The following is a 26626-nucleotide window of genomic DNA, read 5'->3' as shown; positions in this document are numbered from 1 at the left end:
ATGGGGACCCGTTGTCAGTGGGGGGTCGTACGGTGGATGGCATGCGGCCCGTTTCCAGCATCGAACGTACGGTGGCGCCCTTCGAGGTCGTCAGCCCCTACCAGCCCAGCGGCGACCAGCCGGCGGCCATCGCCGAACTCGCCCAGCGCGTGCAGGCCGGTGAGAAGGACATCGTCCTCCTCGGCGCGACCGGCACCGGCAAGTCCGCCACCACCGCGTGGATGATCGAGAAGCTCCAGCGCCCCACGCTCGTGATGGCGCCCAACAAGACCCTGGCCGCCCAGCTGGCGAACGAGTTCCGCGAGCTCCTGCCGAACAACGCGGTCGAATACTTCGTCTCGTACTACGACTACTACCAGCCCGAGGCGTACGTTCCGCAGTCGGACACCTACATCGAGAAGGACTCCTCGATCAACGAGGAGGTCGAGCGCCTGCGCCACTCCGCGACGAACTCGCTGCTCACCCGCAGGGACGTCGTCGTGGTCGCCTCCGTCTCGTGCATCTACGGCCTCGGTACGCCGCAGGAGTACGTGGACCGCATGGTCCGCCTGAAGGTCGGCGAGGAGATCGACCGGGACGACCTGCTGCGCCGCTTCGTCGACATCCAGTACACGCGCAACGACCTCGCGTTCACGCGCGGGACGTTCCGGGTGCGCGGCGACACCATCGAGATCTTCCCGGTCTACGAGGAACTCGCCGTCCGCATCGAGATGTTCGGCGACGAGATCGAGGCCCTCTCCACGCTCCACCCGCTCACCGGCGAGATCATCAGCGACGACCAGCAGCTCCACATCTTCCCGGCCACGCACTACGTCGCGGGCCCCGAGCGCCTGGAGCGCGCCGCCAACGACATCGAGAAGGAACTCGGCGAGCGCCTCGCCGAACTGGAGAAGCAGGGCAAGCTCCTGGAGGCCCAGCGCCTGCGCATGCGCACGACGTACGACCTGGAGATGCTCCGCCAGATCGGCTCCTGCTCCGGCGTCGAGAACTACTCGATGCACTTCGACGGCCGCGAACCGGGCTCCCCGCCCAACACCCTCCTGGACTACTTCCCGGACGACTTCCTGCTGGTCATCGACGAGTCGCACAACACGGTCCCGCAGATCGGCGCGATGTACGAGGGCGACGCCTCCCGCAAGCGCACCCTCGTCGACCACGGCTTCCGCCTCCCCTCGGCGCTCGACAACCGCCCCCTGAAGTGGGAGGAGTTCCAGGAGCGCATCGGGCAGACGGTCTACCTGTCGGCGACCCCCGGCAAGTACGAACTCTCGCGCGCGGACGGCGCCGTCGAGCAGATCATCCGCCCCACCGGCCTCATCGACCCCGAGGTCGTCGTCAAGCCCACCGAGGGCCAGATCGACGACCTGGTGCACGAGATCCGCGACCGGGTCGAGAAGGACGAGCGCGTCCTGGTCACCACCCTCACCAAGAAGATGGCCGAGGACCTCACCGACTACTTCCTCGAACTCGGCATCCACGTCCGCTACCTGCACAGCGACGTCGACACGCTGCGCCGCATCGAGCTCCTGCGCGAACTGCGCGCCGGCGAGTTCGACGTCCTGGTCGGCATCAACCTCCTGCGTGAGGGCCTCGACCTGCCCGAGGTCTCCCTGGTGGCGATCCTCGACGCCGACAAGGAGGGCTTCCTGCGCTCGGGCACGTCCCTGATCCAGACCATCGGCCGCGCCGCGCGCAACGTCTCCGGACAGGTCCACATGTACGCCGACCGGATCACCCCCGCGATGGAACGCGCCATCGAGGAGACCAACCGGCGCCGGGAGAAGCAGGTCGCCTACAACACGGCGCACGGCATCGACCCCCAGCCGCTGCGCAAGAAGATCAACGACATCGTCGCCCAGATCGCGCGCGAGGAGGTCGACACCGAACAGCTCCTCGGCAGCGGCTACCGCGCGAAGAAGGACGGCCGAGGCACCAGGGCGCCCGTGCCGTCGCTCGGCGAGAAGGCCCGCGCCAAGGCGGCAAAGTCCGCCAAGGGCAGGGCCAAGGACACCGTCCCGACGGACACTCCGGCCGCCGACCTCGCCGACCAGATCGAGGCGATGACCGAGCGGATGCGCGCCGCCGCCGCCGACCTCCAGTTCGAGGTCGCCGCCCGGCTGCGGGACGAGGTCTCCGAGATGAAGAAGGAACTGCGCCAGATGAAGGAGGGGGGCCTGGCATGACCCGCGTATCCGGGAGCGCCGCGCGGTACGCGCTGTGTTGCAGGACCGACACAAAACGCGCTCCCGGGTACGGCACTGTCAGTAGCTTTGCGTAGGGTTCTGGAACATCCGCGGAGCCCGCGGGAACAGGGGAAGTTCGAGAGGGGAATCGGCTCGTGACCGTCAACATGACCAAGGGTCAGGCAATCAGTCTTCAGAAGAACGACGGAGGCAGCCTGAGCGCGGTGCGGATGGGTCTCGGCTGGCAGGCGGCCCCCCGGCGCGGCCTGTTCGGTTCCCGCACCCGCGAGATCGACCTCGACGCCTCCGCGGTCCTCTTCGCGGACCAGCAGCCGGTCGACGTCGTGTTCTTCCGCCACCTGGTGAGCGACGACGGCTCCGTGCGGCACACCGGCGACAACCTGGTCGGCGGCGTCGGTCAGGGCGGGGACGACGAGGCGATCCTCGTCGACCTCTCGCGCGTCCCGGTCCACATCGACCAGATCGTCTTCACCGTCAACTCGTTCACGGGCCAGACCTTCCAGGAGGTGCAGAACGCGTTCTGCCGCCTGGTCGACGAGACCAACGGCCAGGAGCTGGCGCGCTACACCCTCGCGGGCGGCGGCAACTACACGGCCCAGATCATGGCCAAGGTGCACCGCGTGGGCCAGGGCTGGTCGATGACCGCCATCGGCACCCCGGCCAACGGCCGCACCTTCCAGGACCTCATGCCGGCCATCCAGCCGGTCCTCTGAGGGCCGCGGCACCACAACCACACAGCACGACACAGGGGGACGACAGGCGATGACGGCCGAGCTGACGCGGGGGCAGAACCATCCGCTCTCCCAGGTCCGCCTGGTGATCAGGGTCTCGGCCGCGGCCCCGGTCGTGGCCGGGGTGACGCTGGGCGACGACCAGGGGCGCGTCCCCGGCCCCGAGTGGGTCGCCCACCCCGGCGCGCCCGCCCTGCCCGGCCTGGAGGTCCCCCGGCAGGCCGCCCGTGAGCACCGCATCGCCGTCGACCTGGACGCCGTACCGCAGCGCGCGCACCGCGTGCACGTGCTGCTCGCGCTGCCGGGCGCCGGGGCCGTCCGCTTCGGCGCCTCGGCGGCGCCGTTCGTCGCGGTCGCGAGCGCCGACGGCACCGACCTCGCGACGTTCACCCTCACCGGCCTCGACGCCGAGTCGGCCGTCGTCGCCGTGGAGCTGTACCGCCGCCAGGGCGCCTGGAAGGTCCGCGCCGTCGGCCAGGGCTACGCGGGCGGCCTCGCCGAACTCCTCACCGACCAGGGCCTGCCCCAGGCCCACCAGGTCGCGTCCACGATCCAGCAGACCACCGCCCCCACCCCGGCCCCGCCGGTCCCGGCCCCCCTCACCCCGGACCAGAACGCGACGCCGTACGACGCCCGCCCGACGGCGCCCACAGGCCCGTACGGCAGCCCCTACGACGAACCCCCCGCCGCACCCCCGCAGGGCGCCGGACTCTACGGCGCGCAGGACGGCGGCGTCGACTACACCCACCCCCGTCGCCGTACGACCCCTCCGCCACCCCCGCCGACCGCGCCCCCGGCCTCGCCGGGACAGCCCGCGCGGCCCGTCGCGGGGGACGCGACCGGGTGGTCGATGGAGGAGCGGCTCTACAACCAGGTGTGGGGCATGTTCGAGGACTACGCGCGCACGACGGCCGCCTACCGCAGTGCCGTCGACTTCGCGGACGCGCGCATGGAGCGCGAGCTGGACGAGGCGCTCGCTGACCCGCGCGCGCGTATGGGCGGGCAGGCCGACGCCGCGCGGGAGGCGGCGCGCGCGAAGCACACGCAGCTGATGGACCAGGCGCGCGAGGTGCTCGACCGGGACCTGACGCAGCTCGTCGCCGAGTCCGAGGTCGTCGAACCCGCGCTGCCGCCGTCCTACGCGGGCTGGGACAACCCGGTCTGGCACGCCTACCGGGTCCCCGAGGAACTCCCCATGGCCCTGCGCCTGGGCGACCTGCGGCTCCCGGAGAGCGAGCAACTGCGTATCCCGATGCTGGTCAGGCTGCCGCTGGAGCGGGGGCTGTGGATCGACAGCGGGGCGGTCGGCGCGGCGGACGGCGCGGTCGTCGACGCGTACGACGTACGGCGGCTCGCGCTGGACATGGCCGTCGCGCACGTGGCCCGGCTGCTCGCGGCGCACCCGGCGGGCGCGTTCACGGTGCACGTCGTGGACGCGGCCGGTTCGGCGGCGTCGTCCCTGGCCCCGCTGGCCGGGGCGGGCGTGCTGGCCGGGCCGCCCGCCGTGGGCGCCGCCGGGGTGGCGGACGTCCTCGGGCGGCTCACACAGCGCGTCGACCTGGTGCAGATGGCGGTGCGCGGCGGCGCCCCGGACGCGCTGCCGCCGGACTTCGACCCCGCGCACCAGCTGCTCGTCGTGAACGACTTCCCGCACGGCTTCGACGACCGCGCGGTGACACAGCTGCGCTACCTCGCGGACGAGGGCCCGGGCGTCGGCGTGCACCTGATGATGGTCGCCGACCGGGAGGACGCGACCGCGTACGGCCCGCTGCTCGACCCGCTGTGGCGGTCCCTGCTGCGGCTGACGCCGGTGCCGGACGACTACCTCGCCGACCCGTGGGTGGGGCACGCGTGGACGTACGAACCGGCGCTCGTGCCGCCCGGCAGCGGGGTGCTCCAGCAGGTGCTCGCGCAGGTCGCGGCAGCTCGTACCAAGCCCTAGTAAAGCACCCTGACCTGCGTTTTTGATCTTTCTTTTGCCAATCGCTTTACCTTTCCTTGGTGATTGGGGTACTGTTTTCCGTACGGAGGGGAGTACTCCCTGACAACTGCGGCGTACCCGTCAATACGGATCAGGCCAGATCCCGGGGCGTCGGCCCACAAGTGGGTGGAAGAGACCTCCGGCAGCGCGACGCGACGCTGAGTATCTGCCGTTACGTACTGCCGGAGGCACAGCAGTGGATGTTTCCTTGACCCTGTGGGTCCTGACGATCGTGGGCCTCAGCGCCCTCATCGCGGTCGACTTCTTCATCGGCCGCAAACCGCACGACGTGTCCATCAAGGAGGCGGGGATCTGGACGGTCGTCTGGATCGCCCTCGCCGGGCTCTTCGGCCTCGGCCTCGCGATATTCGGCGGCGGTGAGCCCTCCGGGGAGTTCTTCGCCGGGTTCATCACCGAGAAGTCGCTGAGCGTCGACAACCTCTTCGTCTTCATCCTGATCATGGCGAAGTTCTCGGTCCCCTCGCAGTACCAGCAGCGGGTCCTGCTCATCGGCGTCCTCATCGCCCTGGTCCTGCGGGCGATCTTCATCGCCGCCGGCGCCGCGATCATCGCCAACTTCTCCTGGGTCTTCTACATCTTCGGCGCCTTCCTCATCTGGACCGCCTGGAAGCTCATCCAGGAGGCGCGCGCCGACGAGGAGGACGAGGAGTTCGAGGAGAACAAGCTCCTCAAGGCCGCCGAGAAGCGCTTCGGCGTCGCCGACCGCTACCACGGCACGAAGCTGTGGGTCCAGGAGAACGGCAAGCGGGTCATGACCCCGATGCTGGTCGTCATCCTCGCGATCGGCACCACGGACGTCCTGTTCGCGCTCGACTCGATCCCCGCGATCTTCGGCCTCACCCAGGACCCGTACATCGTCTTCACCGCCAACGCGTTCGCCCTCATGGGCCTGCGTCAGCTGTACTTCCTCCTCGGCGGGCTGCTGCGCAAGCTGGTCCACCTCAGCTACGGCCTCTCCGTCATCCTCGGCTTCATCGGCGTCAAGCTCGTCCTGCACGCGCTGCACGAGTCGGGGGTCCACGTCCCGGTGATCAGCATCCCGGTCTCCCTGGGCGTCATCTGCGGGGTCCTGGTCGTCACGACGATCACGAGCCTGCGGGCCTCCAAGAAGCAGGCGGCGGCCGAGGCGGCCGAGAAGGACAGCGTCACCAGCTGATCCCCGTACGGCGGTGAGCGGTGCCCGGCGACGACGCCGGGCACCGCTCCATGTCCGGACGTCCACGCGAGACCGACCCCTGGGAACCTCCACATGCGACTCCTCACCCCGTCTGCGACGATCGCCGCATGATCACTGGGCTTCGGGCACTCACCGCCCGGTGGACGACGGTCGTGCCGGTCCTCGCGGTCGTCCTCCTGGTGTTCACGTGGGGCCGTGACCTGCCCGGCGCGGTCGTCGCGCTGGTCACCCTGGTCCTCGCCGGAGCCGTCCTCGCGGCCGTCCACCACGCCGAGGTCATCGCCCACCGGGTCGGCGAACCCTTCGGCTCACTGGTCCTCGCGGTCGCCGTCACGATCATCGAGGTCGCCCTGATCGTCACCCTGATGGTGGACGGCGGCGACAAGAGCTCCACGCTCGCGCGGGACACCGTCTTCGCCGCCGTGATGATCACCTGCAACGGCATCCTCGGCGTCTGCCTGCTCGTCGCCTCGCTGCGGCACGGCACGGCCGTCTTCAACCCGGAGGGCACCGGCGCGGCGCTCGCGACGGTCGCGACGCTGGCCGTGCTCAGCCTGGTCCTGCCGACGTTCACGACCAGCAAACCGGGGCCGGAGTTCTCCACGGTCCAGCTCACCTTCGCGGCGCTGTCGTCGCTCGTCCTGTACGGCCTGTTCGTGGCGACCCAGACCGTACGGCACCGCGACTACTTCCTGCCGGTCACCCACGACGGCGACGTCCTGGACGCCGACGACCACGCCGACCTGCCGTCCCCGCGCACCACGTACGTCAGCCTCGGCCTCCTCGGCCTCGCCCTGATCGGCGTGGTCGGCCTCGCCAAAGGGGTCTCCCCGACGATCGAGTCGGGCGTCGAGTCGGCCGGACTGCACCACGCGGTCGTCGGCGTCGTCATCGCCCTGCTCGTCCTGCTCCCCGAGACCATCGCCGCCCTGCGGGCCGCCCGCCGCGACCGCGTCCAGACCAGCCTCAACCTCGCCCTCGGCTCGGCCATGGCGAGCATCGGCCTGACGATCCCGGCGGTCGCGCTGGCCTCCGTGTGGCTCTCCGGACCGCTCGTCCTCGGCCTCGGCTCGACCCACATGGTCCTGCTCGCGCTGACCGTCGTCGTCGGCTCCCTGACGGTGGTGCCGGGGCGGGCGACGCCTCTGCAAGGGGGCGTGCACCTCGTGCTGTTCGCCGCGTATCTGGAGCTGGCGGTCAATCCGTGACGCGGTCGGCCCGTAACGCGGTCAACCTGTGACGCGGTCCACCGCAGCCCCTCGTACGACCGCCACCGGCCGTGTCTCCGGCAGCAGGGCGAAGCAGCCCAGGCTCACCAGCGCCACCGCCGTCAGGTACGCCGCCACGCCCCACGGCACCCGGCCGGAGCCCTCGGCCAGGGTCGTCGCGACGAGGGGGGTGAGGGCGCCTCCGAGGACCCCGCCGAGGTTGTAGCCGACCGCCGCACCCGTACAACGGACGCGCGGTTCGTAGAGTTCCGGGAGATATGCGCCGATCACGGCGAACATCACGGTGAACGCGAGCAGCGCTCCCAGCACCCCGAGGAACATCAGCAGCGGCTCACCGGTCGCCAGGAGCGCGACCGCCGGGAACATCCACAGCACCGTCAGCACGCACCCGGTCAGGCACATCGGCCGCCTCCCGAACCGGTCTCCCAGGTGAGCCGCGAACGGGGTGAGCGCCCCCTGCACGACGACGGCGGCCATGACGCACGTCAGCATGACCGTACGGCTCACGCCGAGCCGTTCCGTCGCGTAGGCGAGCGACCAGGTCGTCACCGTGTAGAAGACCGCGTACCCTGCGGCCAGCGCTCCGGCCGTCAGCGCAAGGAGCCGCCAGTGGTGGACGAACACCTCGACGAGCGGCACGCGCGCGTGGTCGTCGATCTCCAGGAAGCGGGGACTCTCCGTGAGGGACGACCGCAGCCACAGTCCCGCGAGCGCGAGCACCCCCGCGGCCCAGAACGGCACCCGCCATCCCCAGGACGCGAACTGCTCCTGCGAGAGTCCCGCCGACAGTCCCAGCATCACCCCGTTGGCGAGCACGAACCCCACAGCGCCTCCCACCGGAGGAAAGCTCGACCAGAGAGCGCGCCGTCCGGCCGGCGCGTGCTCCGCCGTCAGCAGCACCGCGCCACCCCACTCGCCGCCGAGCCCCAGTCCCTGGAGGAACCGCAGCACGAGCAGCAGCACCGGCGCGGCCACCCCGATCGAGGCGTACGACGGGACGCAGCCGACGGCGACCGTCGACGCACCCGTCAGGAGCAGCGACACGACCAGCACCGGACGCCGTCCGTGGCGGTCGCCGACGTGTCCGAACAGCATCGACCCCAGGGGACGTGCGACGAACCCGACCCCGAAGGTCCCGAAGGCCGCCAGCGCGCCCGCGAGGGGCGAGAACGTCGGGAAGAACAGGGGCCCCAGGACGAGCGCCGCCGCCGTCGCGTAGACGGAGAAGTCGTAGAACTCGATGGCCGTCCCCGCGAGGGAGGCGGCGGCGAGCCGGGGCATGGAGGGTGATGCCGGTGATGTCACCGCGCGTACAGGCTGCATACCGCGTCAACCAGCCGTGACCACCGTGCGTCACGGCGGCGCACGGAGCATCGGGGGCGCGCCCCGGCGGCTCAGTAGTGCACGACGATGCGCCGCGCGAGGCCGTCGACCCGTACGACACCGCCGTAAGGGACGACGACTTGGGGGTTCGTGTGGCCGAGGTCGACGTCGAAGACGGCCATCGTGTCCGGGGCGTACGTCTTCAGCGCCCGCTCGACCGCCGCGCGCTGGTCGGCGGCGTGCTGTGCACTCGCCTGAGGGCCGTTCGGCCGCTCGAAGGACCACGTCTTGGCCCGGCCCATGAGAAGCGCCGGGAAGCGCCTCAGGAGCCCGCGCTCGCCCATGCTGCGCAGGACGCGGAAGACCTCCGTGGCGCTGGGCAGGTCCTCGGAGGTCTCCAGGAACAGCACGCCGCCGTCGTGCACCGAAGGGTCCGCGGCGATCTCGCGGTCGGCCGTCAGGAGCCGGGCGAGGATCTCCAGGTTGCCGCCCCAGCTGCGGCCCTCCACCACGCGGTCGGCGTTCAGCCAGGTCCAGCCGGTGCCGGGGCGGGTCTCGGGCGCGCGCGTGAAGGTCTCCGGGTCGGCCCAGTCGCCCTCGATGTCGCTCCAGCGGGCCGCGGGGCGCAGTTCGTAGGGGCCCGAGGTGAACAGGGCCGCGCGCAGGGAGCCGGCGGTCTCGTGGTCCATGGCGAGAGGGCGGCCGAACTGCACCATGACGCTTCCGCCGTGGTAGCCGACGATGCCCGTGCTGTACAGGTAGGCCAGCAGGTTGGTGTTGTCGCTGTACCCGAAGAACGGCTTCGGGTTCGCGCGGATCAGCTCCCGGTCCAGGAACGGCAGGACGGTGATCTGGTCGTCGCCCCCGATGGACGCGATCACCGCCTTGATCCGCGGGTCGGCGAAGGCCGCGTGCAGGTCGGCGGCGCGCTCCCGCGGGGTGGCGCCCATCCTGCGGGTCGTCGGGTACTCGACCGGTTCCAGGCCGAACTCCTCGCGCAGGCGCGCGAGTCCGAGGTCGAACGGGCGCGGGAAGAGGCCGGGCAGCCCGGCGGACGGCGAGACGACGGCGACACGGTCACCGGGGGACGGCTTGGGCGGGTACGCGGGAGCTGCCATGACCGCACGGTACGGGCCTCACCCGAACGGCGCACCGTGATAAACCGGAGGCGAGCGGCGGCCCCGCCGGGCCGCCCCGACCGGACCGGAGGAACCGTGCCCCGCACCCTGGCCAACGCCCCGATCATGATCCTCAACGGCCCCAATCTGAACCTCCTGGGCCAGCGCCAGCCGGAGATCTACGGGTCCGACACGCTCGCGGACGTCGAGGCGCTGTGCGTCAAGGCGGCGGCCACCCACGGCGGCACGGTCGACTTCCGGCAGTCCAACCACGAGGGCGAACTCGTCGACTGGATCCACGAGGCACGGCTCAGCCACTGCGGGATCGTCATCAACCCGGGCGCCTACTCGCACACCTCCGTCGCGATCCTCGACGCCCTCAACACCTGTGACGGGCTGCCGGTGATCGAGGTCCACATCTCCAACATCCACAAGAGGGAGGCGTTCCGGCACCACTCGTACGTGTCGCTGCGCGCGGACGGGGTGATCGCGGGGTGCGGGGTGCAGGGGTACGTGTTCGGGGTGGAGCGGGTCGCGGCGCTGGCGGGGGAGGGGGCGGCGGAGGCGTGACGAGCCGTGTAAGGGGCGTCGTCCACGGCTGACGCCCCTTACACCGGTGCCCGCTACAGGCGGCCGGCCTCCACGATCCGCCGCAGGAACCGCTGGGTGCGCTCCTGTCGCGGGGCGCCGAAGATCTGCTCGGCGCTGCCACGCTCCAGCACCACGCCGCCGTCCAGGAAGCAGACCTGGTCGGCGACTTCGCGCGCGAAGCCCATCTCGTGGGTGGCCAGCACCATCGTCATCCCGTCGCCCTTCAGGTCGCGGACGACGTTCAGGACCTCGCCGACCAGCTCCGGGTCGAGCGCGGCGGTGATCTCGTCGAGGAGCAGCAGCCGGGGCCGTACGGCGAGAGCGCGCACGATCGCCACACGCTGCTGCTGGCCGCCGCTGAGCCTGTCGGGGTAGTCGGATGCCTTGCCGGCCAGTCCGAGGCGCTCCAGCAGCTCTCTGGCCCGCTCCTCGGCCTCCTCGCGGGGCACGCCGTGGACGCGGCGCGGGGCGAGCGTGATGTTCTCCAGGACCGTCATGTGCGGGAACAGGTTGTACGACTGGAAGACCACGCCGATCCGGCGCCGTACCGCGTCCTGGTCCGCGCGCGGGTCGGTGATCTCCTCGCCGTCCAGCCAGATCGCGCCGTCGTCGATGTCCTCCAGCAGGTTCGCGCACCGCAGCAGCGTCGACTTGCCCGAACCGGAGGCGCCGATCAGCGCGGTCACGGTGTGCGGGGCGACCTCCAGATCGACGTCCCTGAGGACGACGGACCCGCCGAACGTCTTGCGCACGGACTCTATCCGCAGCACCGGCGCGCCGCTCATGCCGTACCTCCCTGGGACCGCTGACGGTCCATCCGCGCCGTCACCCAGTCCGTGAACCGGGTCATCGGGATCGTCAGCGCCACGAACAGCAGCCCCGCGACGATGTACGGCGTGTAGTTCAGACTGCGCCCGACGATGATGTCCGCCGCGCGTACGGCGTCGATCGCGCCGCCGATCGACACCAGGCCGGTGTCCTTCTGGAGGGACACCAGGTCGTTCAGCAGCGGCGGCACCTGACGGCGCACCGCCTGCGGCAGCACCACGTGACGCAGCGCCTGCCGGTTCGAAAGACCCAGCGAGCGGGCCGCCGCGCGCTGCGAGGGATGCACGGACTCGATGCCCGCGCGGAACACCTCCGCGACGTACGCCGAGTACGTCAGCGTCAGCGCCGTACCGCCCAGCAGCACCGGATCGACCGTCACCCCCTGGAGGCGCAGCGCGGGGACGCCCAGGACGACGATCATCAGGTTGATGATCAGCGGCAGGCCCCGGAAGAAGTCCGTGTAGGCGGCGGCGAGCACCCGCAGCGGGAAGAAGACCGGTCCGCGCAGCGTGCGCGCGATGGCGATGAGCATGCCCAGCACCAGGACGGCCGCCCCGCAGACCACCAGCAGCCGCAGGTTCAGCCACAGCCCTTCGAGGACCTTGGGCAGCGCCTCGCGCGCGTAGTGCCCGTCGAAGAACGTCTCCTTGGTGCGCTGCCAGCCCGGCGCGTTGACGACGACCAGATAGAGCACCACGGCGACGACGAGCGTCGACAGCGCGGCGATCGCCGTCGCCCTGCGCGCACGCGTGCGCCGGTAGCGCTCGCGCTCCAGACGGCGCTCCGACGGGCTGTACGCGTGCTCCTCCTCGGCCTTGGTGACCGTCACTTGAACACCGGGGCGTCGACCGCGTCGGACAGCCACTGCTGCTCCAGCTTCGCCAGCGTGCCGTCCTTGCGCAGGGAGTCCACGGCGGCCGTCACACAGGGCGTGAGCGCGCTGCCCTTGTCGAGGACCAGCCCGAACTGCTCGGCGGCGCCGCTCCGGTTCTCGAACTGGCCGACGATCGTGGCGTCGGTGATCTCCGCGCCGGTGATGTAGAACGCGGTCGGCAGGTCCACGACGATCGCGTCGACCTGCTTGTTCTGGAGCGCGGCCTTGGCCTGGTCGTTCTCGGCGTACGCGGCGGCCTCCTGCCCCGGCTTCACGACGTCCTGGATGTACTCCAGGCTCGTCGTGCCGACCTGGGCGCCCAGCTTGAGGCCCTTCAGGTCGGCCAGGCTCTTCGCCCGCGCGGCCTTGGTGCCCTTCAGCGCGATCACGGCCTGCCGGACGTCGTAGTAGCCGGACGAGAAGTCGACGGCCTTCTTGCGCTCATTGCTGATCGACACCTGGTTGATGTCGAAGTCGAAGGTCTTCACACCGGGCGCGAACGCCTTGTTGAACGGCACGGTCTGCCAGACGACGGCGCCCTTGCCGTAACCGAGCCGCTGCGCCACCGCGTAGGCGACGGCCGACTCGAAGCCCTGGCCGTTGGACGGCTTGTCGTCCTTGAACCACGGCTCGTACGCGGGCGTGTCGGTGCCGACGGTCAGCTTGCCGGACGCCGTGGTCGCCAGGGCGCCCTTCGCGCACGCGGCGCCGGACGACGAACCGGAGGGCGTCGCACCGGCTTTGTCGTCCGACTGGGGAGCACAGCCCACGGCGGTGGCGAGGAGGGCGACGGCGGCGGCCGTGAGAGCACGGCGCTGGACACGGGGGACGAGGCGCATGGCCGGAGAGTGGCAGCGAAAGCGCCGGATTGTCCAGTTCACGACAGTAGGTGTCCGCATAGTGGGAACGCCTGTTGCGCTCATGTGAACGGGACGGCGAAGGATGTGCCTGGGCCGCCGGCCAAGGGCGGGGAATGCGAGAGACCGGCGGCCCTTTGCCGAGCGGGAGCCGTCTTCCCGCGCGGGGCACGTGGACCAGTGGACCGCACGCACACGCGCGCGGGGAGCGCGTGCGGCGGTCCGGCGCGGGTGCGCGATTCACACGGGGCGCGGAGGCGTTCGTACGGGGCGCGGGCCCCGTGCCTCACCACCCGCGCGCGTGCCACTCCGGGAGCTGCGGACGCTCGGCGCCCAGGGTCGTGTCGTCGCCGTGGCCCGGGTAGACCCATGTTTCGTCCGGGAGGACGTCGAAGATCTTCGTCTCCACGTCGCGGATGAGGCTCGCGAACGCCTCCGGGTCCTTGCGGGTGTTGCCCACCCCGCCGGGGAACAGGCAGTCGCCGGTGAACACGTGCGGATGGCCGTGCGGGTCGTCGTAGACCAGCGCGATCGACCCCGGCGTGTGCCCCACCAGGTGACGCGCGGTCAGCTCCACGCGGCCCACCCGGATCACGTCGCCGTCGTCGACGGGGACGTCCGTCGGCACCGGGATGCCCTCGGCGTCCGCGCGCCCCGCGTACGTGCGCGCGCCGGTGGCCGCCACGACCTCCGCGAGCGCCTGCCAGTGGTCGCCGTGCTGGTGGGTCGTGACGACGGACGCGATGCCGTCGTCACCGATCGTCCCGAGCAGGGTGTGCGCGTCGTTCGCCGCGTCGATCAGCAACTGCTCGTCCGTGGCCCGGCAGCGCAGCAGATAGGCGTTGTTGTTCATCGGGCCGACCGCGATCTTGGTGATCATCAGGTCCTTCAGCTCGTGCACGTCCGCCGGGCCGCCGACCGTCACCTGTCCGCTGTACGTCATGGCCGCAGCCTATAGCGGGGGCAGCGTCGGCAGGAGACCGCCGTCGGCGACCGGCGCCGGGGCCCCCGGACGCCCCGCGAGCCAGCCCAGCAACCCGGCGCCGGAGCCCGTGACGGTCACCTCGGGAGAGTCCCCGGCCCGGCCCGTGCGCCACGCGCGCGTGCCGTCCGTCAGGAGGGTCGGCGGTACGGAGGCGAGGGCGGCGTACCGGCCGGCGAGGAAGGCGATCTCCCGCTCCGTGAAGTCCTCCGGGAGATCCGTCAGGCCGTACCCGATGCCCAGGTCCACGTGGTGCAGCTCGACCTCGGCCCAGCGCCGGAACGGGATCTCGGCCGCGCTGTCCGTGACGCCGTTGCGCAGGGTCACGGTCCGCGACCAGTCGGCCGGGGCGTCACCGGCGGCCAGGAAGCGCGTGTTGCTCGCGCTCAGGTCGGCGAGGTGGACCTCCAGCGCGCGCGGGGCGTCCCGCTCGATGTCCGCGTCCCGGACCTCGGCGGTCGCGTACATCGGGCGACCGCCCAGGACGTTCGCCAGAGCGTCGGCGTTGCGGGCCAGGTGGGCGAGGACGTGGCCACGGCTCCAGCCCGGCAACCGTGACGGTTCGGCGACCGACGCGTTGTCCAGTCCGGCGACCGCGCTCAGCAGCCGCTCCGTCGCGTCCCGTACAGCGTCCAGGTCACGCACGTGATCAGTCATGGGGCCGACCCTAGCCCCGTCACTCCATCGGGTGAAGGTGTCTTGTGGACGCCGTGAATCGAATGTACGTGCGATACGGTGACTTGCAGGCGTCGGGCATGCTGGATGGCAGGGGATGTTCGCAACCCGTGAATCCGACCGGCGTTGTCAGTGGCTCCCCTTAGTCTGGGAAAGACGGGGGCCCCGCCCCTGTCACTTCTCTCAAGAAAGGTGCGGACCGGCGTGGCCGACCGTCTCATCGTCCGTGGCGCGCGCGAGCACAATCTGAAGAACGTCTCGCTCGACCTGCCCCGTGACTCGCTCATCGTCTTCACGGGCCTGTCCGGTTCGGGCAAGTCCTCCCTCGCCTTCGACACGATCTTCGCGGAGGGCCAGCGGCGCTACGTGGAGTCCCTCTCCTCGTACGCCCGCCAGTTCCTCGGCCAGATGGACAAGCCCGACGTCGACTTCATCGAGGGCCTCTCCCCGGCCGTCTCGATCGACCAGAAGTCGACCTCGCGCAACCCCCGCTCCACGGTCGGCACGATCACCGAGGTCTACGACTACCTGCGCCTGCTCTTCGCCCGCATCGGCAAACCGCACTGCCCCCAGTGCCGTCGCCCGATCTCGCGCCAGTCGCCGCAGGCCATCGTCGACAAGGTCCTGGAGCTGCCCGAGGGCAGCCGCTTCCAGGTCCTCTCGCCGCTCGTGCGCGAGCGCAAGGGCGAGTTCGTCGACCTCTTCGCCGACCTCCAGACCAAGGGCTACTCCCGCGCGCGCGTCGACGGCGAGACGATCCAGCTCTCCGAGCCGCCCGTCCTCAAGAAGCAGGAGAAGCACACCATCGAGGTGGTCGTCGACCGCCTCACGGTCAAGGAAGGCGCCAAGCGCCGCCTCACCGACTCCGTCGAGACCGCGCTCGGCCTGTCCGGCGGCATGGTCGTCCTCGACTTCGTCGACCTCCCGGCGGACGACCCCGAGCGCGAGCGCATGTACTCGGAGCACCTGTACTGCCCGTACGACGACCTGTCCTTCGAGGAGCTGGAGCCCCGCTCCTTCTCCTTCAACTCGCCCTTCGGCGCCTGCCCCGAGTGCAGCGGCATCGGCACGCGCATGGAGGTCGACGCCGAGCTGATCGTCCCGGACGAGGACAAGTCCCTCGACGAGGGCGCCATCCACCCCTGGTCCCACGGCCACACGAAGGACTACTTCGGCCGCCTGGTCGGCGCCCTCGCCGACGCGCTGGGGTTCCGTACGGACATCCCCTTCGCGGGCCTCCCGCAGCGCGCCAAGAAGGCCCTGCTGCACGGCCACAAGACCCAGATCGAGGTCCGCTACCGCAACCGGTACGGCCGCGAGCGGGTCTACACGACGCCCTTCGAGGGCGCCGTCCCGTTCGTGAAGCGCCGGCACAGCGAGTCCGAGAGCGACGCCAGCCGCGAGCGCTTCGAGGGCTACATGCGCGAGGTGCCCTGCCCGACCTGCGAGGGCACCCGCCTCAAGCCGATCGTCCTCGCGGTCACGGTCATGGAGAAGTCCATCGCCGAGGTCTCCGCGATGTCCATCAGCGACTGCGCGGACTTCCTGGGCGAACTGCGGCTCGACGCGCGCGACAAGAAGATCGCCGAACGCGTCCTCAAGGAGGTCAACGAGCGGCTGCGGTTCCTGGTCGACGTCGGCCTCGACTACCTCTCGCTGAACCGCGCGGCCGGCACGCTCTCCGGCGGCGAGGCCCAGCGCATCCGCCTCGCCACCCAGATCGGCTCCGGACTCGTCGGCGTCCTCTACGTCCTCGACGAGCCGTCCATCGGCCTGCACCAGCGCGACAACCACCGGCTCATCGAGACGCTGGTGCGGCTGCGCGACATGGGCAACACCCTCATCGTCGTCGAGCACGACGAGGACACCATCAAGGTCGCCGACTGGGTCGTCGACATCGGCCCCGGCGCCGGTGAGCACGGCGGCAAGGTCGTCCACAGCGGCTCCTACAAGGAGCTGCTCGACAACGCCGAGTCGCAGACCGGGCAGTACCTCTCGGGCCGCAAGTCCATCCCGCTGCCGGACCTCCGCCGCCCGCGCGACCCCGCCCGGCAGCTCACGGTCCACGGTGCCCGCGAGAACAACCTCAAGGACATCGACGTCTCCTTCCCGCTCGGCGTCTTCACCGCCGTCACGGGCGTCTCGGGCTCCGGCAAGTCCACGCTGGTCAACGACATCCTGTACACGCACCTGGCGCGCGAGCTGAACGGCGCGAGGAGCGTCCCCGGCCGGCACACGCGCGTGGACGGCGACGACCTCGTCGACAAGGTCGTCCACGTCGACCAGTCGCCCATCGGCCGCACCCCGCGCTCCAATCCGGCGACCTACACGGGCGTCTTCGACCACATTCGCAAGCTGTTCGCCGAGACCAGCGAGGCGAAGGTCCGCGGCTACCTGCCCGGCCGCTTCTCCTTCAACGTCAAGGGCGGTCGCTGCGAGAACTGCGCGGGCGACGGCACGATCAAGATCGAGATGAACTTCCTCCCGGACGTCTACGTCCCGTGCGAGGTCTGCCACGGGGCCCGCTACAACCGGGAGACCCTGGAGGTCCACTACAAGGGCAAGTCCATCGCCGAGGTCCTGAACATGCCGATCGAGGAGGCCACGGCCTTCTTCGAGGCGGTCCCCTCGATCTCCCGGCACCTCGGCACGCTCAAGGACGTCGGCCTCGGCTACGTCCGTCTCGGCCAGTCCGCCACGACGCTTTCCGGCGGTGAGGCCCAGCGCGTCAAGCTCGCGAGCGAACTCCAGCGCCGGTCCACCGGGCGGACCGTCTACGTCCTGGACGAGCCGACCACCGGTCTGCACTTCGAGGACATCAGCAAGCTCCTGAAGGTCCTCTCGGGTCTGGTCGACAAGGGCAACTCGGTCATCGTCATCGAGCACAACCTCGACGTCATCAAGACCGCGGACTGGGTCGTCGACATGGGCCCCGAGGGCGGCGCGGGCGGCGGCGTCGTCGTCGCCGAGGGCACGCCGGAGGAGATCGCGGGGGTTCCGGCCAGCCACACCGGGAAGTTCCTGAGGGAGATTCTGGACCCGGCGAGGATCAGCGATGCTGCCGGGCCGACGAAGGCCCCCGCCAAGAAGACAGGCGGCCGGAAGAAGCCAGGGGCGAAGCGATAGAGGCAGGTGGCTGAGGCCGGATACCCCCGCAGGCGCGGGGACGGCACTCGGTCGGCGCCGAGGACCTCCCGAAGGAACGGAACACCCCCGCTGCGGCGGAGAACTCAGCACACCTGCCGTGTGATGAACGATAAGAAGATCCACAGGTTGCGGCGCCCCACGGGAACTCCCCGTGGGGCGCCGTCCGTTTCATGGTCAGACAGGCGAACCTTGACAACGCCACAGCGTGCGAGTCAGAAGTCCTCCAGTTCGGAGGCGTACGGCGGTTCCGCCCCCGCCCGGGAGCAGGTCAGTGCCGCGGCGCGCGCGGCGAAGCTCAGGAGCCGGTACCAGGCCTCGTAGCTGAGTCCCCCCATCGCGGCGGCCGAGAGCACCCCCATCTCCGACAGCCCGTGCAGGAGCGCCGCGTTCACGGTGTCCCCCGCGCCGATGGTGTCCACCACCGCCACCTCGTCGCCGGGCACCGGATACACCTTCCCGCCCGGGAGGAACAGGGACAGCCCGGCCGAGCCGTGCGTGACGACGACGGCGGACGGACCGGAGGCCAGCAGGTCGAGCGGGGTGATGGCCAGCCAGAGCATGTCGTCCTCGGACAGTTTGAGGAGGGTGACATGGGGCAGCCAGCTCCGGAAGCGGGCGCGGTAGGCGTCCGGGTCGGAGATCAGGCCGGGGCGGATGTTCGGGTCCAGCAGCGTGAACAGGCCCTTGGCGGAGGCGTCGCGCATCAGCCGCTCGTAGGCGCTCGCTCCCGGTTCCAGGACGAGCGAACAGGTGCCGAAGGCCACCGCCTCCGTGCCCGGGGGCAGTTCGGCCGGCGCGGTGAAGAGGCGGTCGGCGGTGCCGTCGACGTAGAAGGAGTAGGCGGCGGCCCCGTCCTCGTCCAGGGTCGCGGCGGCCAGCGTGGTCGGCTCCGGGCCGCGCTGCACATGGGAGACGTCGACGCCCGAGGAGCGCAGCCCCTCCAGCAGGGCGTCCCCGAAGGCGTCGGTGGAGGTGCGGGAGAGGAACGCGGTGGGGGAGCCGAGGCGGCCGAGGGCCACCGCGGTGTTGTACGGCCCGCCCCCCAGCGCCGGCTGGAGTTCGGCGAGGGCGCCCTCGCCGAGCGGGACCAGGTCGATCAGGGCTTCTCCGGTGACGACGATCACGAGTCGGTTCCTCTCTGGCGGTGCGTGGACCGCTCGCTGCCGAGGGGCTGTTCGGGGCAGCCGCACGAGGTGCGGTGGACGAAGACGGAAGGGAGGCGGACGGTGCGGGTCGGACGGGCTGGCTCGGCGAGGCGGTCCAGGAGCAGACGGACGGCACGGGCCCCGATCTCCCGGCCGGGCTGGGCGACGGCGGTGAGACGGGGAGAGAGGAGGTCAGCCCAGGGGAAGTCGTCGAAACAGCACAGGGCGAGATCACCGGGCACGGTGAGCCCACGGGCCCGCAGGGCGGTCAGGGCACCGAGGGTGATGGCGTCGTTGCCGGTGACGAGGGCGGTGGGCGGGTCGGGGAGGGCGAGGAGGGCGGTGGTGGCCTGCTCGGCGGAGGGGGAGGGGGAGGGGGAGGCGGAGTGGGCGGGAGGTGCGAGAGGGCCTGGGGTCGCGGAGGCGGGCTGTGGAGGGGCGGCGCTGAGGGGCGTGGCGGGAAGGAGGGCGTCCGGGGCGGCGGAGCCGGGGTGAGGGAGGCGGTCGGCGGAGGCCGGGAGTGCCGGGCCGCTGCGGATGGCGGGCGCGTGGGCGACGAGGAGGGGATCGAAGGGGAGCCCGGCCGTCGTGAGGGCCTGGCGGTAGCCGGTGACGCGTTCCGTGGTGGTGCTGAGGCCGGGGTGGCCGGCGACGAGGGCGATGCGGCGGTGGCCGAGGGCCGCGAGGTGGGTGACGAGGCCGGCGGTCGGCTTGGTGTTGTCCGCGCAGACCTGGTCGAAGAGAGGGCCGGCACCGGGCGGGGCGTCGAGGACGCGGTCGAGGAGGACCGTGGGGACGCGGTGGCGGGTGAGATAGGAGACGAGGCCGCGCGGATCGGCGGAAGGGGCGACGACGAGCCCGTCGACCCGGCGCTCGTGCAGGAGCTGGACGACGGTGCGCTCGTGGGCGGGGTCGTCGTGGGGGTCGGCTATCAGGAGGCTGTAGCCGTGCTCCAGGGCCGCCGTCTCCACGCCCTGGAGGATCTGGGTGAAGTACGGGTTGGTGAGCGTCGACACCGCGAGGCCGATGGAGCGGGTGCGGGAGGTGACGAGGGAGCGGGCCAGGGTGTTCGGCGTGTAGCCGAGGGCGTCGACCGCGTCGAGGACGGCCCGGCGAGTGTGCGGGAGGACCGGGCGGGTGTCGTTGAGGACGTGGGACACGGTGGCGACGGAGACTCCCGCGTGCCGGGCGACGTCGGCCATGGTCGCCATGGTGGGCTCCCCTCGGCGGGCGGTACGGGTGTCGGTACGGCCGGGAAGGTATCGCAATTTCCGGGGGACGTAAACGCTTGCGCAAGCGTTTACGTCTGGTGGAAACGGATCAGGCTGGGGCGGGCCGACGGCGAGCGGGGAGCGGCCCCGGAGTTCGGGGCTCCGGGGTGACGGGCCGCTTCGGGAGGTGGGGGTGGTGCGAGGCCGGTTACTCCCAGTCCCAGCCGATGCCCACTATGCCGGTGCGCAGGCGGGGTTCGACCAGGTGGACCGAGTGGTGGCTGCCGCTGAGGGGGAGGGGGTGGCGGCCGGTGCGCGGGGCGGCGTAGGAGTGCTGGGTGAAGCGGTGGCAGCGGGCGGGGAGGGCCTGTTCGTCGAACTGGACCTGGAGGACGTACTGGCCGCCCGCGAGGTTGACGTCGTGGACGTACTCGCGGGAGGCGCCGGCGGTGCCGTCCTCCACCTCGTAGCGGAAGAGGAAGGTGTCGCCGGGGCGCAGCCGGGTGTCGAAGAGCAGCTCGGCGACGAGGATGCCGGTCTCCTGGTGGTGGCGGACGCGGCCGGTGCGGCAGTTCTCCAGGGCACGCACCTCCATCCGGTCCGGGGTGCAGCCGGGGTCGCCGTGGTGGACGGCGGCGAAGCGGTCGACTCCGTCGCGGTGGGCGCGGACGATGTGGTGGGCCTCGCGGCTGAGGAGTTCACGGCCGGCGCCGATGCGGACGCGTTCGTGGTGGCCGATGGTCTGGAGGCCGGGGTCGAGCGGGCAGCCCAGGTCGGTGAGGAGACGCTCCATGACGTCGGTGGCCTGGAGGAGGGCGCGGTAGGAGCGGGCGGCGGGGCGGCCGGGAGCGGCGTCGCCCTCGGCCTCCGCGAGGAGGCGGATCAGGGACTCCTCCGGCAGATGGAGGATCTCCTCCAGGGCACGGACGGCGCGCAGGGACTCCGGGCGCTGGGGGCGGCGGGCACCCTGCTGCCAGTAACTCAGGCTGGTGACACCGACTCTGACGCCGTAGCGGGAGAGATGGTGCTGGACGCGTTGCAGGGGCAGGCCGCGTGCGGCTATCGCGGCCCGCAGGGCGACGTGGAAGGGGCCGCCTCGCAGGGCCGTGTCCAGTTCCGCTGTGACGTCGGAGGGGCCCGCGTGCTGTGCGGCGTGCGGCATGGAGGGGCCTTTCTGTGAACAACGGCTGGTCAGACCGTTCGCGTGGATCGGGGCCTCCCCGATGACGCAGGAGGGTTTTCTGCCTCTTCCTACGGCTCACCCGTACGACGCTGTTCACGGCCCCGAGTTCCCCGCATTGAAGCGTGTCGCTCAGGCGGCGACAACAGTTGTGACGGGGGTGGACGAGAGGGGTGACCGGAATGGACCGGAACGGGCCCACCCACCCCGCGGACCCTCGCCCGCGGGCGACTTCTCCGCGACGTCTGAGTGTCAGTCGGCGACAGTAGGGTGGGGGGTATGGCCGATCCCTCCAGCTACCGCCCCAAGCCGGGTGAGATCCCGGAGTCTCCGGGGGTGTACAGGTTCCGTGACGAGCACCGGCGGGTCATCTACGTCGGGAAGGCCAAGAGCCTGCGGCAGCGGCTGGGGAGCTATTTCCAGGACCTGGCCGGGCTGCATCCGCGGACGCGGACCATGGTGACGACCGCGTCGTCCGTGGAGTGGACCGTGGTGTCCACGGAGGTCGAGGCGCTCCAGCTGGAGTACTCCTGGATCAAGGAGTACGACCCGCGGTTCAACGTGAAGTACCGGGACGACAAGAGTTACCCGTACCTCGCGGTGACGATGAACGAGGAGTACCCGCGGGTCCAGGTGATGCGGGGCCAGAAGAAGAAGGGTGTGCGGTACTTCGGGCCGTACGGGCACGCGTGGGCGATCCGGGACACGGTGGACCTGCTGCTGAGGGTGTTCCCGGTCCGGACGTGCTCGGCGGGCGTGTTCAGGAACGCGGCGCGGACGGGGCGGCCGTGTCTGCTGGGGTACATCGGGAAGTGCTCGGCGCCGTGCGTGGAGAAGGTCTCCGCCGAGGAGCACCGCGAACTGGCCGAGGAGTTCTGCGACTTCATGACGGGCCGGACGGGGACGTACCTGCGCCGGCTGGAGAAGCAGATGGCGTCGGCGGCCGACGAGATGGAGTACGAGCGGGCGGCCCGGCTGCGGGACGACATCGAGGCCCTCAGGAAGGCGATGGAGAAGAGCGCGGTCGTGCTCGCGGACGCGACCGACGCCGACCTGATCGCCGTCGCGGAGGACGAGCTGGAGGCGGCCGTCCAGATCTTCCACGTCAGGGGCGGCCGGGTGCGCGGCCAGCGCGGCTGGGTCACCGACCGGGTGGAGGCGGTGACGACCGCGGGCCTCGTGGAGCACGCCCTCCAGCAGCTCTACGGCGAGGAGACCGGGGACGCGGTCCCCAAAGAGGTCCTGGTCCCCGCGCTGCCGGAGCCCGTGGAGCCGGTCCAGGAGTGGCTGACCGGGCGGCGCGGCGCCGCCGTCTCCCTGCGCATCCCGCAGCGCGGCGACAAGCGGGCCCTGATGGAGACCGTCGCGCGCAACGCCCAGCAGGCCCTCGTCCTGCACAAGACGAAGCGCGCCTCCGACCTCACGACCCGCTCCCGCGCGCTGGAGGAGATCGCCGAGGCCCTCGGCCTGGACAGCGCGCCCCTGCGCGTCGAGTGCTTCGACATCTCCCACCTCCAGGGCGACGACGTCGTGGCCTCCATGGTCGTCTTCGAGGACGGCCTGGCCCGCAAGAGCGAGTACCGCCGCTTCCAGATCAAGAGCTTCGAGGGCCAGGACGACGTCCGGTCCATGCACGAGGTGATCACCCGCCGGTTCCGCCGCTACCTCGCGGAGAAGGAACGCACCGGCGAGTGGACCGACGAGGACCCTCAAGACCCCGGCGACCCCCAGACCTCCGGCAACGCCTTCACGGAGGAGGACGGCCGCCCCAAGAAGTTCGCCTACCCTCCGCAGCTCCTGGTGGTCGACGGCGGTCAGCCTCAGGTCGCGGCAGCCAAGCGCGCACTGGACGAACTCGGCATCGACGACATCGCCGTCTGCGGGCTCGCCAAGCGCCTGGAGGAGGTCTGGCTGCCGGACGACGACGACCCGGTGGTCATGCCACGGACCAGCGAGGGCCTGTACCTTCTGCAACGCGTGCGCGACGAGGCGCACCGGTTCGCGATCACGTATCAGCGCACCAGACGGGCCAAGAGGTTCCGTGCGGGCCCGCTGGACGACGTACCGGGACTCGGCGACACCCGCAAGCAGGCGCTGATCAAGCACTTCGGCTCGGTGAAGAAGCTGCGTTCCGCGACGATCGACCAGATCTGCGAGGTTCCGGGCATAGGCCGCAAGACGGCCGAGACCATCGCCGTGACCCTCGCGCAGGCGGCCCCGGCGGCACCCGCCGTCAACACGGCCACGGGAGAGATCATGGAAGACGAAGTGCGCGAAGGACGCGAGGAACGGGGACAGGAGCCATGAACGAGCACGAGAAGCGTCAGGAAGAAGCACAGGTGAGTACCGACACCCCGCCGCCCGACACCCCGCAGCCCGGCATCCCCGAGGCGGCGATCCCCGAGCTGGTGATCATCTCCGGCATGTCGGGAGCCGGCCGTTCGACGGCCGCGAAGTGCCTGGAGGACCTCGGCTGGTTCGTCGTCGACAACCTGCCGCCCGCCCTGATCCCCACCATGGTGGAGCTGGGCGCCCGCTCGCAGGGGAACGTGGCGAGGATCGCCGTCGTCGTGGACGTCCGCGGCCGGCGTTTCTTCGACAACCTCCGCGAGTCCCTCGCCGACCTGGAGTCCAAGAGCGTCACCCGCAGGATCGTGTTCCTGGAGTCCTCGGACGACGCGCTGGTGCGCCGCTTCGAGTCGGTGCGCCGCCCGCACCCCCTCCAGGGCGACGGCCGCATCGTCGACGGCATCGACGCCGAGCGCGAGCTGCTGCGCGAGCTGCGCGGGGACGCCGACCTGGTGATCGACACCTCCAGCCTCAACGTCCACGAGCTGCGCGCCAAGATGGACGCCCAGTTCGCGGGCGAGGAGGAGCCGGAGCTGCGGGCCACGGTCATGTCGTTCGGCTTCAAGTACGGCCTCCCCGTGGACGCCGACCTCGTCGTCGACATGCGCTTCCTGCCCAACCCCCACTGGGTCCCGGAGCTGCGCCCCTACACCGGCCTGAACGAGGAGGTCTCGGCGTACGTCCTCGGCCAGCCCGGCGCGAAGGAGTTCCTCGACCGGTACGCCGAACTTCTCCAACTGATTGCCGCGGGCTACCGTCGTGAGGGCAAGCGGTACGTGACCATCGCCGTCGGCTGTACGGGCGGCAAGCACCGGTCCGTGGCGATGTCGGAGAAGCTCGCCGCGCGACTCGCGGCCGAGGGCGTGGAGACGGTGGTCGTGCACCGGGACATGGGACGGGAATGACAGGACGTACTCCGCGGCTGGGCCGGCTGCGCAGGGGGGTGCCCGAGGGACAGTCGGGCCGGGCGGGGCGGCCGGTCGAGGCGCGCGGGGCGAGACCGCGCCGCAGGGGCGCGCAGCCCAAGGTCGTCGCGCTCGGCGGCGGCATGGGCCTGTCGGCCTCGCTGGCCGCGCTGCGCCGGATCACCGGCGACCTCACGGCCGTCGTCACCGTCGCCGACGACGGCGGCTCCAGCGGCCGGCTGCGGGACGAGCTGGGCGTGCTCCCGCCCGGCGACCTGCGCAAGGCGCTCGCCGCGCTGTGCGGGGACGACGACTGGGGCCAGACCTGGGCCCGGGTCGTCCAGCACCGCTTCCAGTCCCAGGGCGAGATCAACGGCCACGCGGTCGGCAACCTCCTGATCGTCGCCCTGTGGGAGCAGCTCGGGGACCACGTCCAGGCCCTCGACCTGGTCGGCAAGCTCCTCGGGGCGCACGGCAGGGTGCTGCCCATGTCGGCGGTCCCGCTGGAGCTGGAGGCCCTGGTCAAGGGGCACGACCCGCAGCGGCCGGACGAGGTGGACACCGTACGCGGGCAGGCGACCGTCGCGCTGACGCCCGGCGAGGTGCAGTCCGTGCACCTCGTGCCGCACGACCCGCCCGCCGTGCCGGAGGCCGTGGAGGCCGTACGGGACGCCGACTGGGTGGTTCTCGGACCCGGTTCCTGGTTCTCCTCCGTCATGCCCCATCTGCTGGTCCCGGAGCTGGTGGAGGCCCTGACGCAGACGAAGGCGCGCCGGGTGCTCGCGCTGAATCTCGCCCCCCAGCCGGGCGAAACCGACGGGTTCTCCCCGCAGCGTCATTTGGAGGTTTTGGGGCGACACGCCCCTAAACTCGCCCTGGACGTGGTGCTGGCCGACGAGGCCGCCGTGCCCGACCGCGAATCCCTGACCGACGCCGCCAAACCGTTCGGCGCCGCGGTCGAGCTGGCGCCGGTGGCCCGGCCCGACGGGACTCCGCGGCACGACCCGGAGCTGCTGGCCGCCGCGTACGACCGTATTTTTCGGATGCATGGAAGGATCGGCCCATGGCGATGACGGCAGCGGTGAAGGACGAGATCTCCCGGCTCCCCGTCACCCGGACCTGCTGCAGGAAAGCGGAGGTCTCGGCCATCCTGCGGTTCGCCGGCGGCCTGCACCTGGTGAGCGGGCGGATCGTGATCGAGGCGGAGCTGGACACGGCGATGGCGGCCCGCCGGCTCAAACGGGACATCCTGGAGATCTTCGGGCACAGCTCGGAACTGATCGTGATGGCACCCGGCGGGCTGCGCAGGGGTTCGCGGTACGTCGTGAGAGTGGTCGCCGGCGGCGACCAGCTCGCGCGCCAGACGGGCCTCGTGGACGGCCGTGGACGGCCGATCCGGGGGCTCCCCCCGCAGGTCGTCTCCGGGGCCACCTGCGATGCCGAGGCGGCCTGGCGCGGGGCCTTCCTCGCGCACGGCTCCCTCACCGAGCCGGGCCGCTCCTCCTCCCTGGAGGTGACCTGCCCGGGCCCCGAGGCGGCGCTCGCTCTCGTCGGCGCCGCCCGCCGGCTCTCCATCGGGGCGAAGGCCCGCGAGGTGCGGGGCGTGGACCGGGTCGTCGTCCGCGACGGCGACGCGATCGGGGCGCTGCTGACCAGGCTCGGCGCGCACGAGTCGGTGCTGGCCTGGGAGGAGCGCCGGATGCGGCGCGAGGTCCGCGCCACCGCGAACCGCCTCGCCAACTTCGACGACGCGAACCTGCGCCGCTCGGCGCGGGCCGCCGTCGCCGCCGGGGCTCGGGTGCAGCGCGCGCTGGAGATCCTCGGCGAGGAGGTCCCCGAGCACCTCGCCGCCGCCGGGCGGCTGCGCATGGACCACAAGCAGGCGTCCCTCGAAGAGCTCGGCGCCCTCGCCGACCCTCCGCTCACCAAGGACGCCGTGGCCGGCCGTATCCGCCGCCTCCTCGCGATGGCCGACAAGCGTGCGAGCGACCTCGGCATCCCCAGCACGGAGGCGAACCTCAGCGACGAGCTGGCCGACAACCTGGCGGGCTGACCCCCTGACACCGGGCGTCGCCTCCGAGGGCGGCGCCTTCCGGCC

General features: G+C 71.3%; 21 protein-coding genes. 11 read left to right on the top strand and 10 right to left on the bottom strand.

Translation table 11 applies throughout. The features are described from left to right. Positions 1-41: 41 nt before the first annotated feature. From uvrB to ACQCO7_RS10370, 5 genes are all read left to right on the top strand, one after another. Positions 42-2183 (top strand): excinuclease ABC subunit UvrB, encoded by a 2142-nt coding sequence (gene uvrB / locus ACQCO7_RS10390; RefSeq protein ID WP_464071549.1) that lies wholly within the window; start codon positions 42-44, stop codon positions 2181-2183. Positions 2184-2338: 155 nt separating this feature from the next. Continuing rightward, positions 2339-2917, top strand: coding sequence for a TerD family protein (locus tag ACQCO7_RS10385; protein ID WP_010352498.1), 579 nt, complete (start codon positions 2339-2341; stop codon positions 2915-2917). A gap of 49 nt (positions 2918-2966) precedes the next feature. Beyond that, a complete protein-coding gene (locus ACQCO7_RS10380; RefSeq protein ID WP_464071548.1) occupies positions 2967-4877 on the top strand; it encodes a TerD family protein in 1911 nt (636 codons plus the stop codon). 235 nt (positions 4878-5112) lie between these two features. Next, entirely contained in the window at positions 5113-6093 is a 981-nt protein-coding gene (locus tag ACQCO7_RS10375) for a TerC family protein (protein ID WP_464071547.1), read from the top strand. Positions 6094-6221: 128 nt separating this feature from the next. Further along, positions 6222-7322: a calcium:cation antiporter gene (locus ACQCO7_RS10370; RefSeq protein WP_464071546.1), complete on the top strand. Its 1101-nt coding sequence runs from the start codon at positions 6222-6224 to the stop codon at positions 7320-7322. A gap of 21 nt (positions 7323-7343) precedes the next feature. Here ACQCO7_RS10370 and ACQCO7_RS10365 read toward each other — a convergent pair whose 3' ends face one another. Continuing rightward, positions 7344-8624: an MFS transporter gene (locus ACQCO7_RS10365; protein WP_464071545.1), complete on the bottom strand. Its 1281-nt coding sequence runs from the start codon at positions 8622-8624 to the stop codon at positions 7344-7346. A 113-nt stretch (positions 8625-8737) separates the two neighbouring features. Beyond that, entirely contained in the window at positions 8738-9784 is a 1047-nt protein-coding gene (locus tag ACQCO7_RS10360; RefSeq protein ID WP_464071544.1) for a S66 family peptidase, read from the bottom strand. 96 nt (positions 9785-9880) lie between these two features. On the opposite strand from ACQCO7_RS10360, the gene aroQ reads away from it, so the two are divergent. Further along, positions 9881-10354 carry a type II 3-dehydroquinate dehydratase gene (gene aroQ / locus ACQCO7_RS10355; protein WP_409114492.1) on the top strand — a complete coding sequence of 158 codons (474 nt, stop codon included), beginning with the start codon at positions 9881-9883 and terminating at the stop codon, positions 10352-10354. A gap of 53 nt (positions 10355-10407) precedes the next feature. Here aroQ and ACQCO7_RS10350 read toward each other — a convergent pair whose 3' ends face one another. The 5 genes from ACQCO7_RS10350 to ACQCO7_RS10330 all read right to left on the bottom strand — a co-directional run bounded on the left by ACQCO7_RS10350 (position 10408) and on the right by ACQCO7_RS10330 (position 14573). Further along, the gene (locus tag ACQCO7_RS10350; protein WP_464071543.1) at positions 10408-11160 is read right to left on the bottom strand and encodes an amino acid ABC transporter ATP-binding protein; all 753 of its coding nucleotides are present in this window, start codon (positions 11158-11160) and stop codon (positions 10408-10410) included. Continuing rightward, positions 11157-12032 carry an amino acid ABC transporter permease gene (locus ACQCO7_RS10345; RefSeq protein ID WP_464071542.1) on the bottom strand — a complete coding sequence of 292 codons (876 nt, stop codon included), beginning with the start codon at positions 12030-12032 and terminating at the stop codon, positions 11157-11159. Before ACQCO7_RS10345 ends, ACQCO7_RS10350 begins: the two co-directional genes overlap by 4 nt. Next, the gene (locus tag ACQCO7_RS10340) at positions 12029-12916 is read right to left on the bottom strand and encodes an ABC transporter substrate-binding protein (RefSeq protein WP_464071541.1); all 888 of its coding nucleotides are present in this window, start codon (positions 12914-12916) and stop codon (positions 12029-12031) included. The genes ACQCO7_RS10345 and ACQCO7_RS10340 overlap by 4 nt, the downstream gene beginning before the upstream one ends. Before the next feature lie 304 nt (positions 12917-13220). After that, a complete protein-coding gene (locus ACQCO7_RS10335; protein ID WP_464071540.1) occupies positions 13221-13877 on the bottom strand; it encodes an MBL fold metallo-hydrolase in 657 nt (218 codons plus the stop codon). A gap of 9 nt (positions 13878-13886) precedes the next feature. After that, positions 13887-14573 (bottom strand): maleylpyruvate isomerase family mycothiol-dependent enzyme, encoded by a 687-nt coding sequence (locus ACQCO7_RS10330; protein ID WP_464071539.1) that lies wholly within the window; start codon positions 14571-14573, stop codon positions 13887-13889. A gap of 222 nt (positions 14574-14795) precedes the next feature. Between ACQCO7_RS10330 and uvrA the strand changes: the two genes are divergently transcribed. Then, positions 14796-17717, top strand: a complete 2922-nt coding sequence (gene uvrA / locus ACQCO7_RS10325; RefSeq protein WP_464071538.1) for an excinuclease ABC subunit UvrA — start codon at positions 14796-14798, stop codon at positions 17715-17717. Positions 17718-17950: 233 nt separating this feature from the next. Here uvrA and ACQCO7_RS10320 read toward each other — a convergent pair whose 3' ends face one another. The 3 genes from ACQCO7_RS10320 to ACQCO7_RS10310 form a co-directional block, all read right to left on the bottom strand. Further along, entirely contained in the window at positions 17951-18862 is a 912-nt protein-coding gene (locus ACQCO7_RS10320; protein ID WP_464071537.1) for a carbohydrate kinase family protein, read from the bottom strand. Further along, complete coding sequence (locus ACQCO7_RS10315; RefSeq protein WP_464071536.1) at positions 18859-20094, bottom strand: LacI family DNA-binding transcriptional regulator; 1236 nt, start codon at positions 20092-20094, stop codon at positions 18859-18861. Before ACQCO7_RS10315 ends, ACQCO7_RS10320 begins: the two co-directional genes overlap by 4 nt. A gap of 208 nt (positions 20095-20302) precedes the next feature. Further along, the gene (locus tag ACQCO7_RS10310) at positions 20303-21256 is read right to left on the bottom strand and encodes a hypothetical protein (protein ID WP_464071535.1); all 954 of its coding nucleotides are present in this window, start codon (positions 21254-21256) and stop codon (positions 20303-20305) included. Between the two features lie 297 nt (positions 21257-21553). Between ACQCO7_RS10310 and uvrC the strand changes: the two genes are divergently transcribed. The 4 genes from uvrC to whiA are packed head-to-tail and all read left to right on the top strand — an operon-like array spanning position 21554 to position 26581. Continuing rightward, positions 21554-23581 carry an excinuclease ABC subunit UvrC gene (gene uvrC, locus ACQCO7_RS10305; RefSeq protein ID WP_464071534.1) on the top strand — a complete coding sequence of 676 codons (2028 nt, stop codon included), beginning with the start codon at positions 21554-21556 and terminating at the stop codon, positions 23579-23581. Next, positions 23578-24528 (top strand): RNase adapter RapZ, encoded by a 951-nt coding sequence (gene rapZ / locus ACQCO7_RS10300; protein ID WP_464071533.1) that lies wholly within the window; start codon positions 23578-23580, stop codon positions 24526-24528. Before uvrC ends, rapZ begins: the two co-directional genes overlap by 4 nt. Continuing rightward, on the top strand, positions 24525-25601 hold the full coding sequence (locus ACQCO7_RS10295; protein ID WP_464071532.1) for a gluconeogenesis factor YvcK family protein: 1077 nt from the start codon (positions 24525-24527) through the stop codon (positions 25599-25601). Before rapZ ends, ACQCO7_RS10295 begins: the two co-directional genes overlap by 4 nt. Beyond that, the gene (gene whiA, locus ACQCO7_RS10290; RefSeq protein WP_464071531.1) at positions 25592-26581 is read left to right on the top strand and encodes a DNA-binding protein WhiA; all 990 of its coding nucleotides are present in this window, start codon (positions 25592-25594) and stop codon (positions 26579-26581) included. The genes ACQCO7_RS10295 and whiA overlap by 10 nt, the downstream gene beginning before the upstream one ends. The last annotated feature ends 45 nt before the right edge of the window (positions 26582-26626 follow it).

The organism is Streptomyces saintjeani (assembly GCF_055409605.1).
This window is presented reverse-complemented; position numbering and strand designations above follow the sequence as displayed.